General features: G+C 54.3%; 10 protein-coding genes and 1 pseudogene. 3 read left to right on the top strand and 8 right to left on the bottom strand.

All coding sequences use genetic code 11. The features are described from left to right. Nucleotides 1-4 precede the first annotated feature (4 nt). The 3 genes from N018_RS13960 to N018_RS13950 all read right to left on the bottom strand — a co-directional run bounded on the left by N018_RS13960 (nucleotide 5) and on the right by N018_RS13950 (nucleotide 2,943). Nucleotides 5-346, bottom strand: a complete 342-nt coding sequence (locus tag N018_RS13960) for an NAD(P) transhydrogenase subunit alpha (RefSeq protein ID WP_024643785.1) — start codon at nucleotides 344-346, stop codon at nucleotides 5-7. Beyond that, entirely contained in the window at nucleotides 343-1,494 is a 1,152-nt protein-coding gene (locus N018_RS13955; RefSeq protein WP_025389987.1) for an NAD(P) transhydrogenase subunit alpha, read from the bottom strand. The genes N018_RS13960 and N018_RS13955 overlap by 4 nt, the downstream gene beginning before the upstream one ends. A 66-nt stretch (nucleotides 1,495-1,560) precedes the next feature. Beyond that, nucleotides 1,561-2,943, bottom strand: coding sequence for an NAD-dependent succinate-semialdehyde dehydrogenase (locus tag N018_RS13950; RefSeq protein WP_024643783.1), 1,383 nt, complete (start codon nucleotides 2,941-2,943; stop codon nucleotides 1,561-1,563). Between the two features lie 287 nt (nucleotides 2,944-3,230). Between N018_RS13950 and N018_RS13945 the strand changes: the two genes are divergently transcribed. Next, nucleotides 3,231-5,447, top strand: coding sequence for a response regulator (locus N018_RS13945; RefSeq protein WP_024643782.1), 2,217 nt, complete (start codon nucleotides 3,231-3,233; stop codon nucleotides 5,445-5,447). Nucleotides 5,448-5,458: 11 nt separating this feature from the next. Here the strand turns inward: N018_RS13945 and N018_RS13940 are convergent, their stop codons facing one another. The 5 genes from N018_RS13940 to arcD all read right to left on the bottom strand — a co-directional run bounded on the left by N018_RS13940 (nucleotide 5,459) and on the right by arcD (nucleotide 11,127). Beyond that, nucleotides 5,459-6,118, bottom strand: coding sequence for a BON domain-containing protein (locus tag N018_RS13940; RefSeq protein ID WP_024643781.1), 660 nt, complete (start codon nucleotides 6,116-6,118; stop codon nucleotides 5,459-5,461). 186 nt (nucleotides 6,119-6,304) lie between these two features. Further along, complete coding sequence (arcC, locus tag N018_RS13935; protein WP_024643780.1) at nucleotides 6,305-7,243, bottom strand: carbamate kinase; 939 nt, start codon at nucleotides 7,241-7,243, stop codon at nucleotides 6,305-6,307. Between the two features lie 86 nt (nucleotides 7,244-7,329). Then, entirely contained in the window at nucleotides 7,330-8,340 is a 1,011-nt protein-coding gene (locus N018_RS13930) for an ornithine carbamoyltransferase (protein ID WP_024643779.1), read from the bottom strand. 67 nt (nucleotides 8,341-8,407) lie between these two features. After that, a complete protein-coding gene (gene arcA / locus N018_RS13925) occupies nucleotides 8,408-9,664 on the bottom strand; it encodes an arginine deiminase (protein ID WP_024643778.1) in 1,257 nt (418 codons plus the stop codon). 35 nt (nucleotides 9,665-9,699) lie between these two features. Continuing rightward, nucleotides 9,700-11,127: an arginine-ornithine antiporter gene (arcD, locus tag N018_RS13920; protein ID WP_024643777.1), complete on the bottom strand. Its 1,428-nt coding sequence runs from the start codon at nucleotides 11,125-11,127 to the stop codon at nucleotides 9,700-9,702. Nucleotides 11,128-11,528: 401 nt separating this feature from the next. Here arcD and N018_RS28615 point away from each other — a divergent pair. Continuing rightward, nucleotides 11,529-12,791: pseudogene (locus N018_RS28615) on the top strand (PDC sensor domain-containing protein); the annotation flags it as partial. Further along, a complete protein-coding gene (locus tag N018_RS28610; RefSeq protein ID WP_418903480.1) occupies nucleotides 12,786-13,700 on the top strand; it encodes a methyl-accepting chemotaxis protein in 915 nt (304 codons plus the stop codon). The pseudogene N018_RS28615 and the gene N018_RS28610, both read left to right, overlap by 6 nt. Nucleotides 13,701-13,994: the final 294 nt, after the last annotated feature.

Genomic DNA, 13,994 nt, shown 5'->3' with positions numbered 1-13,994 from the left:
TGCCTCAGGCCTTTTCAGGCTTTTTGGTAGCGGAATGATGGGCTTTGCGCCGCTTGATCTCAGGTGCGCTTGTTTGAAACATTGCCAACATTCGAACGGTGACGGCATACCCGCCCGCAGCATTGGCTGCACCGAGCAATACCGCGACGAAACCGGCGACCTGCTCGGCAGCTGTCGCCGCGCCGAGCAATCCAATAAGACCGCCGACCACGACGATGCCATGAACAAAGTTGGAGCCCGACATCAAGGGCGTGTGCAGAATGGCCGGAACCCGACCGATGATGACCCAGCCGGTAAATGCGGCGAGCATGAAAATGTAAAGTCCTACGAAGCCGACAATGCTCAAGAGGCTTGCTCCTTAGCCATGGCGTTCAGGTCTGCGGCGACTTTCTCCGGCGGATGCACGAGTTTGCCTGCATGGGTCAGGGCCGTTTGCGACAGAACCTGATCATCCCAGTCGATACGGATGACGTTGTCCTTCAGCATCAGGGCCAACAGGTTGAACTGATTTTTCGCATACAGCGTGCTGGCGTCCTGACTCAATGAAGAGGGCAGATTAAGCGGTGCCATCAAGGTGACCTGACCGATCATGATGGTCTTCCCGGGCACACAGCCTTCGCAGTTACCACCGCCTTCGGCACCCAGGTCGACCACGACAGCTCCGGGTTTCATGCCTGCCAGCTGCTCGGCACTAATCAGACGCGGAGAAGGGCGGTCCGGTATGGCTGCCGTGGTGATAACCAGGTCAGCCTTCTGGATATGCTCAGTCAGGACTCGGGCAACCTCGGTTTTTTCCGCCGCGCTCAACTCGCGTGCGTAGCCACCTTTGCCGCGAGCATCGACGCCTACATTGACGAAGCTGGCGCCCAGTGATTTGGCCTGCTCCTCGGTTTCCGGTCTGACGTCATAGCCCTCCACGATGGCGCCCAGGCGATGTGCAGTGGCAATGGCCTCAAGACCGGCCACCCCCAGGCCGAGTACCAGCACGCATGCGGGTCCGACAATACCTGCCGCAGTGGTGAGCTTGGGCAGGATGCGTGTCATATGAGCCGACCCGAGTTGCACCGCGTAGTAACCCGATAAGGCGGACTGGCTTGAAAGGGCATCCATTGACTGAGCGCGAGTGATGCGTGGCACACGCTCCATGGCAAAACAGGTGATGCGGCGCTCCAATAATCGCTGTACCAGTGCAGTATTCTTTTGCGCGTATACAAAGCACAAAAGGACTGAGCCTGGTTTCATTTTGTCCACGACTTCCAGAGAGGGCGCCTGCACGGCCAGCACGACGTCGGCTTCGTGCACCAGTTGTCCCGCGCCGGACAGAAAAGAAACGTCCTGATAAGCCGTGTCCGGGAGGAAGCTGGCATCACCAGCTCCCGACTGCATATGAAGTCGGGCACCAAGCGCACGCAACTTTTCGCAGAGGGGCGGTATCAATGCCACACGTCGTTCGTGCGGGTGAGTCTCTTTCAATACAGCAACTTTGACGTACATCGTGCGCTCCTTCGGGGAAATATCCGGCAAGTGCCGGACACCTGGAATATCTCTGGATGCGAGACCTCAGGCAGGCGCTTGAGCGTCCACGTAACGCACGAGTTTTTTATTTACAAATTGCTGAATGCCCATATCGCCAAGCTCACGGCCGTATCCCGAGTCCTTGATGCCCCCAAACGGCAGCTCCGCATCGCTCCAACTGATGTTGTTGATGAACATCATTCCGGTCTCGATACGGCTGGCAACACGACGGCCTCTGGCGAGATCGCGAGTAAACACCGAACCACCGAGGCCAAAATCGGAGTCATTGGCCAGAGCAATCGCGGCTTCTTCGTCGGCCACTCGAAAAAATAGCGCAACGGGCCCGAAGAACTCGTCTCGGTATGCAGGGTTGTCAGGGGATATTTCAGTCAGAATGGTCGGCGCCATGAAGGCGCCTGGGCGATCCATTCGCGCGCCTCCCAGTAGTACCTTGGCACCATGGTCAATGGCCGTCTGCACTTGCGCCAGTAATTGCACTAACGCCTCTTCCGAGGACAGCGGGCCCAGGGTCGTTTTCTCGTCCATTGGGTCACCGGCTTTCAACAGCTCCAGACCGGCCTGGAACCCATCCAGAAACGCGTCAGCCAACCCGTCTACGACGATAAAACGCTTTGCGGCACAGCACGTTTGACCACAGTTATACATCCGTCCCCAGATCGCCCATTTGATTGCGAGTTCTAGGTCGGCGTCTTCCAGAACGATGAACGCATCGCTGCCTCCCAATTCCATAGAGGAGGGTTTCAGATTTTGCCCGGCCCGCGAAGCCAGACTACGACCGGCGCTGACACTGCCAGTCAACGCGACACCCTTGACACGTGGATCATCGACCACTCTATTGGACTGTTCGTGGGAGATCAGCAGATTGGTGTAAAGACCTGCCGGGGCGCCTGCATCAAGAAGAATCTGCTCAAAAGCAATTGCGCATTGAGGAACGCAACCCGCGTGTTTGACTACCAGCACGTTTCCAGCCATGAGGTGTGGGCCCGCAACACGTGCCAGCTGATAAAACGGGAAATTCCAGGGCTCGACCCCGAAAATCACGCCAATAGGGCTACTTTCCATGTGCGCGTCACCTTGCGACGGGTGAAGGACTTCCGGCGCAAGAAAATGCTCAGCGTTACTGGCGTAGTACTCCAGAATGGCGGCACTGAATTTTACCTCGCCTCTGGCCTCGTTCAGGCGCTTGCCCATTTCCAGAGTCGCCTTGCGCGCCAGCATATCGAATTGCTCATGCATCAGCTCACCGGCTTTGGCGATGATCAAGGCACGCTGTGCATACGTCTGATTTTTCCAGAACAGGTAGCATCCCGCCGCCGTTGTGAGCTTTTGCTCAAGCTGTTGATCGCTCAGCGTCTCGAACTGTTCGAGTAACTTGCCGTTGTAGGGATTGATCGTCGTATAGGCCATAACGGGTGCCTTGAGTGAGGATGGAGTATCAGCAAGCTACGGGTTTGAACACCTGTTTCGCCTTGCAATGACTCCATTACCTTGTACCCGACACTGGCTCGCTGCCAGAGTCGGAAACTACTCATACCCGCCGTGCTCACCTGCTATTGCAGGCTGGCAGGCCAAGCCTGCCGGACTGAAAAGACCGGCCAGCGGTGAAAAGTCAACGACAAGGGGTATCCAGACAGAAACGGCGTAGTATCGGCGGCAGCGTCAATCCGCAGCAGGTCTTGTCAGGAATATTCAGCATGCGCGTAAACCGATCCATCCCCGAAGGATCAACATCGCTAACCGTCCTGTCGAGCGCGCACCCTGACGACAAGCCCCCGGGTTCGAAGGCGCTGTATCAAAGTAATGATTTCAATCAACGCTCGATACAAGAGGTGCTGTGCCAAATAGCTACGCCGGTTCTGTTTCTCGACAGCGACCTGAATATAGTATTTTTCACGCCGGCAATTACGCTCTTGTTCAATATGTTGCCCAGCGATATAGGCCGTCCGTTGGCTGATCTTTGCTCCCGGATGACGACCATCCATCTGTTGTCCGAAGTTCAGAAAACGCTAAACAGCGGGGCAGCCTGCACAACGCTTATCACATTGAGTAATGGCCGTTGTTTCGACTGTGTCATCACGCAATGTCCGCCGTGGGAAAGCGGAAAGAATGCAGTGGTGGTGGTTTTCACCGAAACGACGGAAGAGCGTCGCCTGGGCAGTACACTTGCTAGTGTTTACGAGCAGGCATCGCGCCAGCACCTAACCCGTTTGGGGCGCTGGAACTCCTCGGATCAAAAGCTTCGCCAGTCTGCGCAAGCCGTCGCCCTCATTGCAGGTCAGCTCGCGGCGACTCAATACGGGCCTGACGGTTCAGCTTTTGGCTTGGTGGAGCAGTTGAGTGAACACATGGAGGTTTTTTTCGGTCGTCTTGGCACCCAACCGGAAACGACTGGTGAAGACGAGGACATACACATTGCGGATGCACTGGATTTTTCAATTCAGGACATATTCGACGGCTTGATCAGGGATCTCTGGCCTCTGGCGTCAGTACGGAAAATCAGGGCGCGAATAGTCGCGAGTAAGGTGCGGGTCAGAAGTTACCCGGATGGACTGGCAAGGATACTGGGCAACGTGATGTTCAATATCATCAGCCATATCAGCTGTGAGCGACTGTCGCTGGGGTGCAGAAGACACTCTGAATGGGTGGACATTGAGCTCAGGTACACGGGACAGGGAAAGCGCGCTGACGCATTAAGAATGTTGTCCACGCCATATGGGGAAGGCCCCATGGGCGGAGTCTCCGACAGTCGAAGCATGTACATTCCAGGCATCCAGTTGCGGGTCAAGACGCAGCCGGAAAAAGGGACGCTCATCTCCATCAGCGTTCCGCTTTCGCGCTCACACACTCGCTTGATCAGCTACAAAAATTCTGAAAAACCTGAAATACGTGTGTCGAGCGGCATGCTGTTGATCGTTGAACCCGATGATCGCTTGCGGGAGTTGCTGAGTTTCGCCCTTGGCAAGCTTGGCTACCAGATTGCCGCTGCCAGCAACGCATGCACTGCTCTTGAGTGTATCGCTCACTCGGGCGTCCAGCCGGACCTCATCCTGACAGCTTACGCACTTGGGCAGCAGATAGACGGTGTACAGCTTGTACAAAAAATGCGCGAGCAGTTCCATAGGGCTATACCTGCGATCGTATTGAGCACAGAGAACCATGAACGGGTGTGTCAGCTGATTTGGGCAGGTAACTGCACGCTGCTTAGAAAGCCCGTCGGGTTGAATATGCTCACCTTTATCATCAGCGCACTGCTGAGGACAGCGCTCCAGGAAAAGATCGAATTATCTGCAAAGTCAGATCGCCCGCCGATTGTATTTCTGGTGAACGATGACGGGCTGTTAAAAGCAACGTTACGCACGTCACTGGAGGCCGACAGCTACGAAGTTCAGGATTATTCTGGCTGTGCGGAATTCCTCGCCAGTTATTCTCCGGGCCGACAAGCCTGTCTGATTGTAGATGCTCATATGTCAGGTATGAACGGACTGGAACTGGCCAGGCGACTAAGGGCTGATGGTGACGAGCTGCCAATCATCATGATCAGCAGTCATAGCAGCATTTCATCCGTCGTGGACGCCATGAACGTCGGGATCTGCGACTTTATAGAAAAACCATTCCGTCGCCAGGACTTGCTGACCCGTGTGGCCAACGCCTTGCTTACGTATAAAAAGACTGAAACCCTGAGAGCCAGCCGCCAATCAGCGATCGACCATATTGCTCATCTTACCGTGCGTCAGCGTCAGATCATGGCCATGGTACTGGCTGGCCAGCCTAGCAAGAATATAGCCGTCAACCTGGGCATCAGTCAGCGGACTGTTGAAAAGCATAGAGCATCAATTATGTTGCGAACGGAGGCAAAATCTATCCCTGAGCTGGCCCGTCTTGCCTTGGAGGCAAGCGCGTTGGCTCGGTGATGCAGCGACCTTTATCGGTGCGATGAGACGATCAGGCGAGAGACGACCCTCTGTACTCCGGCAGTACCCGATGCAGTCGAGCGTGCCATCTCCAGCTCGGGAAGTGACGCTACCGCCCCGGTCAGGGTGACCTCGCCGTGGTTGACCAGAACCTCTATACCATGAGCGTCAATACTGGCTCTGCGCCTGAATGCCGACTCGATATCCGCCTTGATCGTATCAGGGCAAGCATGAGCATTTACGGTGATATCGTTGTTAATCCCTCTGACACCCTGCAGGTATCGCACGGCATAACCGGCAGTTTGTCGCTGATGGTCAGACCCCACTTCGCCGGAGAGCACCAGCCAGCCATCTGATACATTGACGCTTATTTCATGACCGGCGAGTGAGGTATTCCATTCCAGCGCATTAACCGCTGCCGACACAATATCGTTATCGGTGCGAACATGATTAGAAGAGACGATCACTTCAATATTATTTATCAGCGCTACTACTCTTGATACTTGGGAGACGGCTTCTTCAGCGTGCCATTTTTCGGCATGACTGCTCACCTCGCCGGAAAGCGTTACCGTTCCATCTCTGACATGCACCAAAATACGCTTTGCCTCCAAAGCCAGATCCCAGTCCAGCTCTGCCATTACCTGCTGGTACAACTCTTCATCCGTAGTCATCTGCAACACTCCAGTGGCGTTAAGGCAATGTGACTCATCTGCCGGATACTATCGCGTTGTGGCACTTTCCAGCAGGATCGGAAAGTACCCATGTATCGATCAAGTTCAACGTACCTGCCAATAGGGCACTTGCAGATATTCGACAGATGCTTAAACGATAAACAATGAATGACCTGCTTAAAAAGGTCAGGTTGCTGACCGGTAGTTAATACCGGGTTGCCCGGTACTGATGCGCGTACCTGCGTGCCCCTGGACGATCGCTTCAATATCGCCAAGTGAACCAATCACCGCGACTTTTCCGGTATGGCGTGCGAATTCGCAGGCGGCCTGAACCTTTGGGCCCATGGAGCCTGCGGAAAACCCTAGTTTGTCCATTTCGTCAGGGTGCGCCTGACCGATAGCTTTCTGGGTTGGTTTACCGAAATCAACGTAGGCCGCATTGACGTCAGTGGCGATCAATAGCAAATCACTGTCGAGTTCTTCAGCCAGCATTGCCGAGCACAGATCCTTATCGATTACGGCCTCGACACCCTCCAGTTTGCCAGGCGCGGTATAAACGGTCGGGATGCCGCCACCGCCCGCGCAGATAACGATGCAGCCTTTCTCAAGCAGCCATTTGACAGGGCGAATTTCAAAGATGCGTTTGGGTCGTGGGCTCGCCACTACACGTCGGTATTTGTCACCATCCGGAGCGATGGCCCAGCCCTTTTCGGCTGCCAGTCGTTCCGCTTCAGCCCGGGTGTATACCGGTCCGATAGGTTTGCCAGGGTGCTTGAACGCCGGATCTGCAGGATCCACTTCGACCTGCGTGAGCAAGGTAGCGAAGGGCACTTCGACGTCCAGCAGATTGCCCAGTTCCTGTTCGATCATGTAGCCGATCATGCCCTCCGTTTCGGCACCCAATACGTCGAGTGTGTAGGGCGAGACAGGTGTGTAGGCCGCAGCTTGCAGAGACAGCAAACCTACCTGGGGTCCGTTGCCGTGTGCGATGACCAGTTGATTACCGGGATAGATCCTGGCGATTTGTTCAGCGGCGACCCGGATATTGGCACGCTGGTTTTCCGCCGTCATCGGTTCACCACGGCGAAGCAGAGCATTACCGCCCAACGCTACGACAATACGCATAAGTACAGTCCTGTAAGAGTTCAAGAGCCACTGCAGCATGAGAGGTGTGACGCAGCTGGACAGTTTTGTGGCTGAGGGGCTGACGCTTAAATATCGGCGAGCGCCGAGACCAGAATGGCCTTGATGGTATGCATGCGGTTTTCCGCCTGTTCAAACGCGATATTGGCGGGCGACTCAAACACGTCCTCGGTCACTTCAACGCCATTGGCCAGATTCGGATAGCGCGTTGCGATGTCTTTACCGACCTTGGTTTCGCTGTTGTGAAAGGCAGGCAGGCAGTGCATGAACTTTACACGCGGGTTGCCAGAGGCTTTCATCATCGGCGGATTCACCTGATAGGGCAGCAACTGTCCAATACGCTCGTCCCAGGCCTCTACCGGCTCGCCCATGGACACCCAGATGTCGGTGTGAATAAAGTCCACGCCTCTGACGGCGTGCAGCGGGTCTTCGGTGATCGTAATACGCGCGCCACTTTCTTCAGCAAAGGCTTTGCACTGGGCAATAAAATCAGTGTGTGGCCAAAGTGCTTCAGGCGCTGCAATACGCACATCCATGCCCAGCTTGGCACCGATCATTAACAGCGAGTTGCCCATGTTGTAACGCGCATCGCCGAGGTAAGCGAAGCTGATCTCGTGCAGCGGCTTATCGCTGTGCTCGCGCATGGTCAGTACGTCTGCAATCATCTGCGTCGGGTGAAACTCGGCGGTCAGACCATTGAACACCGGCACACCGGCAAAATCAGCCAGCTCTTCCACAATTTCCTGTGCAAACCCTCGGTACTCGATGGCATCAAACATCCGCCCGAGTACGCGAGCGGTGTCTTTCATACTTTCCTTGTGGCCGATTTGTGAAGACACAGGGTCGATGTAGGTGACGTGAGCCCCCTGATCGTGGGCGGCGACCTCAAAGGCGCAACGGGTACGCGTTGAGGTTTTCTCGAATATCAGCGCAATGTTCTTGCCCTTCAAGTGCTGACGCTCGGTGCCTGTATATTTCGCACGTTTGAGATCACGGGACAGGTCCAAAAGGTACAGCAGCTCGCGAGGGGTGTGGTGCATGAGAGAGAGCAGGCTGCGGTTACGCATGTTGAAAGCCATGTTGGATATCCTCAATCTGGATTGTCAGCCTGGATGCGGCTTTAAAATCGCATGCCAGTGACCGGGTTTAATAATCGATAGCGTCGCGAATGATCGGGCAAGTCATGCAATGGCCGCCGCCGCGGCCGCGGCCGAGCTCACTGGCACTGATGGTGATGACTTCCACTCCTGCCTTGCGCAACAGCGTGTTGGTGTACGTATTTCGGTCGTAGCCGATTACTACGCCAGGCTCAAGCGCCACAACGTTGTTGCCGTCATCCCACTGCTCGCGTTCGGCGGCAAAGCTATTGCCTCCCGTTTCCACTACGCGTAGCGCCTTCAGGTTGAGGGCTTTGGCAACCGTGTCGAGGAACGTGCCTTCTTCGCGGCGTATATCAATGCCACCTGGCTTTCTTTCATCTGGGCGAAGGCTAAAGGCGACGATCTGGTTCACTACTTCCGGAAATATCGTGACCAGGTCGCGATCGCAAAAACTGAACACCGTATCCAGATGCATTGCCGCGCGGGATTTGGGCAGGCCGGCAACGATCACACGCTCTACCGCTTTGCTCTTGAAAAGACGGGTCGCCAATTGGCCGATAGCCTGGTGGGATGAGCGCTCGCCCATGCCTATCAATACAACGCCATTGCCGATCGGCATAACATCACCCCCCTCAAGTGTGGCGTTTCCGTGATCCTGATCCGGGTCGCCGTACCAGATCTCGAAGTCGGCGCTTGTGAACTGAGGGTGAAACTTGTAGATAGCCGCCGCCAGCAAGGTTTCCTGGCGACGTGCCGGCCAGTACATAGGGTTCAGCGTCACGCCGCCATAAATCCAGCAGGTGGTGTCACGGGTAAATTGGGTGTTCGGTAGCGGCGGGAGGATAAAACTTGAATGACCCACAAACTCGCGCAACATTTGAATGGCCTGGCCCCCGAAACTGTCCGGCAAGTCATCAGCCGAAACACCGCCAATCAGAAACTCGGCGATCTTGCGTGGCTCCAGGCTACGTAGCCAGGCAGCGACTTCATTGACCAGACCCAGGCCAACCGAGTTGGCAGTGATTTTGCGTTCAAGAATCCAGTCTAGCGCGTCAGGCATCGCGACAATGTCAGTCAGCAGATTGTGCATTTCCAGAACATCGATATTGCGCTCGCGCATTTTGGTGACAAAGTCAAAATGATCGCGCTTGGCCTGGGCCACCCATAGCACATCATCGAACAATAGGGCGTCGCAGTTATAAGGCGTCAATCGTTGATGCGCCAGGCCGGGAGAACACACCAGGACTTTCTGAAGTTTTCCGCATTCGGAATGGACGCCGAATTTAACATTTTCTGTGAGCATTGAGATTATCCTTTAAATATCAAGCCAATAAAGCGTTATAGGGTAAGGAAGCCGTCATATAGCCCACACGCTGCTATAAGAGCGCCGATAAGAACGGTGACAAAAATCATCTTCTCCACAGCAGTAAATACCGGCTTTTTTGCCTCGATTTTGGCTTTGGCGAAAAAGAGCACACCGGGGGCATAGAGGAGGGCAGAGAGCAGCAGGTATTTGACCCCGCCGGCGTATATGAGCCAAATGGCATACATGAGCGCGACGGCTGCGATAATCAGATCTTTCCTGCGCTCGCTCTTGGCGTTTTCATAACTTTCACCTTTTATCGCCAAGAGCAGGGCATACGCGGCCGACCACAGATAAGGAATCAGGATCATCGAAGTGGCAAGGTAGATCAGAGACAGGTAAGTGCTGGACGAGAAGAGAGTGATGATGAGAAAAACCTGCACCATTGCGTTGGTCAGCCACAGCGCATTGGCGGGCACATGATTAGCATTTTCGCGGCTTAGAAACGCAGGCATGGTGTGATCCTTGGCCGCCGCCAACATTATTTCGGCACACAGCAGCACCCATGAAAGCAACGCCCCAAGCAGCGAGATAATCAGCCCTACACTGATTAGCGCAGCCCCCCACGGACCGACCATATGCTCAAGCACCGCCGCCATCGACGGGTTCTGCAATTTGGCCAATTCCGGCTGGGTCATGATCCCTAGCGATAACACGTTCACCATCACCAGAAACAGCAACACCGTAATAAAGCCGATCACCGTAGCCCTGCCGACGTCACTGCGTTTTTGCGCCCTTGCCGAAAAGATACTTGCGCCTTCAATACCGATAAATACCCATACCGTCACCAGCATCATATTGCGGACCTGGTTCATCACACTGCCCAGGTCAGGGCTTTTCAAGCCCCAGATATCAGAGGTGAAAATATCCAGTTTGAAGGCGAATACGGCAATTAAAACAAATAGAATCAACGGGACTACTTTGGCGACAGTGGTCACCATGTTAATGAATGCTGCTTCCTGAATGCCACGCAGTACCAGGAAATGCACCGCCCACAGCAGCAGCGACGCGCCGATCACTGCAGCAACCGTATTGCCTTCTCCAAAAACAGGAAAAAAGTAGCCCAGCGTGCTGAACAGCAGTACGAAATAACCTACATTGCCAAGCCACGCGCTTATCCAGTACCCCCACGCGGACGAGAAGCCCATATAGTCGCCGAAACCCGCCTTGGCGTAAGCGTAAACACCGCCGTCCAGGTCAGGTTTGCGATTGGCCAGCGTTTGAAAAACGAACGCCAGAGTGAGCATGCCAACGGCTGTGATAGCCCAACCCACCAGAACGGCACCTGCTTCGGCACTGGCGGCCATATTCTGTGGCAGGGAAAAGATTCCGCCACCAATCATTGAGCCGACAACCAGCGCGACAAGAGCGCCCAGTCTAAGTTTTCCAGGGGGATTTGACATGAATGACTCCGGCGGTGACTGGGCTGCGCAGAGTGACGTGATTTGTTTCGAGGCACCTGATGTACATCAAACTATTAGCAGATATATTCAAACAGTCACGCTGAATATTAACGCTCCGCCGCAGGGCAGGAACACCGCATGAATGTTGGTTTTTCCAACTCAATGCTGCCAGAGGAATGTTGATTTATATCAGATGGATTTTTTAAAAAAAGCGAAGAATTCAGGAAGCAAAATTTAGCAACCTGTCACCTGACGCGCACAGCGTTACACGAGGGCCTGACTGAATATTATTGATCTCCCGGTCGGCAGTCCGCTCAATAAATTTTGACACTGGCTCATACTTTAAACGATAGACCGTGATCGCGATCTGGCGACAGCGGATCCTACGAGCAGCTCATACCATGAAACTAAAATCACTGCAGGCACGCATCTGTATAACGGCAGGGTTGTGCCTGTTTGTTTCATCAGCCAGTCTGGTGGCCTATGGATTATTCACTTACCGAACGAATGAACAATATGTCTCCAATGAAGTGTCTATGCTTATTGAAAAATCAACACTTCGCGACGTTCAAAACCTGGCTGAATCTCGAGCAAGTGCTATTCAGGCCAGATTACAGGTTGCGCTCGATGCCGCTCGCACCATGGCCAGTACATTCGCGGCCAACAAGGGTTCGCAAGACGCCTCGGCGCTGGGGCGTGAACAGGTCAACGCTGTTCTTCTCGGCGTTCTGAGGGACAACCCGGAATTCAACGGTACTTATTCATGCTGGGAGCCGGATGCGCTGGACGGAAAGGATCTGGCGTTAAAAAACACTCAGGATGGCAGTAACCCTTCGACCGGGCGTTTCACTCCGTACTGGACACGCACCTCGGAGGGTCGTGTTGCGGTACAGCCTTTGGTCGAGTACGACTCCCAGGACACCCATCCTAACGGTGTTCCCAAGAGCGGATGGTACGGTGGCCCTAAAGCAACACTGAAAGAGAGCGTGCTGGACCCGATTCCTTATAGCGTGCAGGGCAAACAGGTCTGGCTGACAACGCTGTCGGTTCCCATAGTTTCCGATGGAAAATTTTATGGCGTTGCAGGCGCTGATTTCGATATTTCGTTCATTCAGAAGCTGAGTGAACAGATGTCGACCGACCTCTACGGGGGAAAAGGTTCAGTGACAATCCTGAGTTACAAGGGACTGGTCGTGGCTGACAGTCAACATAGCGAGCTTATAGGGCAGCCTATGAAAGCCTTGTTGCCGGATTCCTGGGAAAAGGTTTTAGGTGACCTCCAGAATAGCCGTGCTGTCAGCCTGCTCAATCAGACGACTCAGAATTTTGAAGTGCTTATGCCCATTCAGCTTGGGCGCACTGGCAAACCATGGGCCATATTGATCCGTCTGCCAAAAGCGGTAGTGATGAGCCAGGCAGTCGCCCTGGAACATGAATTACAAGCACGCAGTTTGAATAACAGTATCTGGCAAGTCTCGGTAGGCACGGCTATCTTGCTGTTGGCTCTGACGGCACTGTGGTTTGCAGCAGCTAAAATCGTTGGCCCTATACGGGAGGCTGCCGCACTGGCCGCCACTATCAGCCTTGGCGACTTCTCCAGGCGCCTTGTTCAGCGATCCGAAGATGAGGTCGGCCAATTGTCATTCGCGTTAAACGACATGTCTGACAGCTTGCAACGCCAGGTCAAAGTGGCAGAACGAATTTCCGAGGGCGATCTCGACCTCGACGTAAGGCTGTCTTCACCCAACGATACGCTCGGAAAATCGCTGGAGAAAATGGTCAGCAACCTGAACAACCTTATATCTGAGGTACAGGTCAGCGCCACTCAGATTACCGGCAGTTCCGAGCAGGTCACGGATCTCAGCCAGTCGCTATCAGATGGCGCAGCAAACTCAGCATCCTCGATCACTGAGATCAGCGCGGTCATGACGCAAATGGCGGCCCAAACGTCGGACAACGCGGTTAACGCCAAAAAAGCAGATGAACAATCGCAAGCTTCACGGGCTGACGCCGGAGAAAGTGACAAGCTCATGACTGAGCTTATTTCCGCGATGACGGAAATTGATAACTCAGGTAAGGACATCACAGCGATAATTACCACCATTGATAACATTGCAGCACAAACCAATCTCCTGGCGTTGAACGCGGCTATTGAAGCAGCAAGGGCAGGGGAGCTCGGACGCGGTTTTGCAGTGGTGGCTGACGAGGTACGCTCTCTGGCGGCACGAAGCGCAGAGGCAGCAAAGCAGACAGCAACACTGATTGCCGACTCATCCACCAAGACGCAACGCGGAATGATCATTGCCGGCAGAACTGCTGAATCACTTAAAAACATTGTGAGTGGAACCAGTGCCGTCTCAAGCCTGGTTTCTCTGATCTATCAGGCATCCAGTGAGCAGGCTTCTGGTCTGCAGCAGGCCAGCCTCGGGCTTGAACAGATTGACGAAGTGACGCAACAAAATCAGTCCAACTCCCGAGACTGTGCGGCGGCCGCAAAAGACCTGTCGGTAAGGGCGTCTCTCATGCAGCGTGAGTTAAGTCGCTTTAAAGTAAAAAAAACACCGCTGCTGTGAACGGATTCACTCAGCATGGGTATCTCGTCGAAACGATGCAGGCGTCAGAGAAAAGCATGTATAGCGAAAGGCTTACACGCAGTAGAGTGGATACACTCTGTACGGCACCCTGGAAAAGTCGCAATCTACACCCATCAACCGCAGCGCAGGAAGCGCTCCGGAGGTCAAGGATGATCACCATTGCCGGGATGGCTACTGACAGGACGTTGGAATGGTATTGATAGAAAAACGACCCGCTTCGGCGGGTTTTTTTATGGGTGTGGTATTAGTGACATTCATTCGTGAGCACGCCTC

The sequence above is a fragment of the Pseudomonas syringae CC1557 genome (assembly GCF_000452705.1).
Taxonomy (GTDB): Bacteria; Pseudomonadota; Gammaproteobacteria; order Pseudomonadales; family Pseudomonadaceae; genus Aquipseudomonas; species Aquipseudomonas syringae_F.
The sequence above is the reverse complement of the archived record's forward strand: the minus strand, read 5'-3'. Positions and strand labels throughout refer to the sequence as shown.